The organism is Pseudoalteromonas sp. 5Ae-yellow (assembly GCF_014077565.1).
In the GTDB taxonomy this organism is placed as follows: Bacteria; Pseudomonadota; Gammaproteobacteria; order Enterobacterales; family Alteromonadaceae; genus Pseudoalteromonas.
In genome coordinates this window covers 1-1134 of the sequence record NZ_JACGWD010000155.1, presented here as the reverse complement: position 1 = coordinate 1134, position 1134 = coordinate 1, and the positions used below count along the sequence as shown (strand labels likewise).

The following is a 1134-nucleotide window of genomic DNA, read 5'->3' as shown; positions in this document are numbered from 1 at the left end:
GTCTTGTATCTCTCATTGATAAATGATTAGCTATCATTTATCACATCGAAGTCAGTGAGCTTGCCTGTGCGTCTAGTATTTAATACTGCTCCGTAGATAAGGCCCTGACTTTCTATTCTCAGAAACTGAATGGTATCCAAGCACACTTTTTTTAAGTAGATGCTGTATGTACAAGGGGAGTAAGTAGAGATGATGTTTATCGGCATTGATATTAGTAAAGAGAAGATTGATTTATCGTGGTTGAGAGACCAGCTTACAAACAAAATTAAAACAAAAGTCTTTAAAAACAAGCATCAAGACTTTTTAGCAATAGAAAAATGGCTTTTAAATACAACTAAAAGCGCTGCTAATGAGCTCGTTATCACCCTCGAACCAACGGGTGTTTATCATGGAGCACTGATGTATTTTTTACACGAGCAAGGCTTTAATATTATTTTAGCGAATCCCGGTAAAGCTAAAAAGTATGCAGACGCTTTAAACATAATTCATAAAACAGACAAATCTGATGCAACGATGCTTGCTCATTACGGCTGTGCTAAGCACGCAGTCGTTAGTTATTGGCAACCTGATGCATTAGAAGTTAGAGAGCTTAAAGCCCTTATCCGTCGTTTAGATGCGCTTGAGAGTAACCGACAACGAGAAGCTAACCGTGACGAAATTAAACAGCTTAAATCTGACATTGATAACCACATAGATAATGAACCTGATTTAAAAAGAAACAGGAAACTACTTGAGTCTATCCCTGGCATAGGGCCCGTATTATCGAGAGAGCTGACGTATTTATTTGCGGCTAAAAAATTTAATAAAGCCAAAGAAGCGGCGGCTTATTGTGGATTAATTCCACGGCATAATGAATCGGGTAAATTAAAAGGGCGAACATCAATCAGTAAACTTGGGCCAGCCAGAATTCGATGTAAACTTTATATGGCGGCCATTGTTGCAGGGCAATGGAATAAAACAATAAAACGACATAAGTTAACGTTAATAAATAATGGTAAAACACCGATGCAAGCTGTGTGTGCAAATATGCGAAAGCTCATTCATATATGTTTTGGTGTAATAAAAAACCAAGAAGCGTTTAAGCTCCAAGAAAGTTAAATACGACCTTGAAGCTTAAAATGAGAGATGGTATCT

At 37.4% G+C, this 1134-nt stretch carries 1 protein-coding gene; it reads left to right on the top strand.

Annotation, left to right across the window (positions count from 1 at the left end; genetic code table 11):
* Positions 1-189 precede the first annotated feature (189 nt).
* Complete coding sequence (locus H4J63_RS19755) at positions 190-1098, top strand: transposase (RefSeq protein WP_182198104.1); 909 nt, start codon at positions 190-192, stop codon at positions 1096-1098.
* Positions 1099-1134 lie beyond the last annotated feature (36 nt).

Excerpts from the sequence above, each read along its gene's own strand:
- H4J63_RS19755 (WP_182198104.1), top strand. The coding sequence starts at position 190 with ATGATGTTTATCGGCATTGATATTAGTAAAGAGAAGATTGATTTATCG.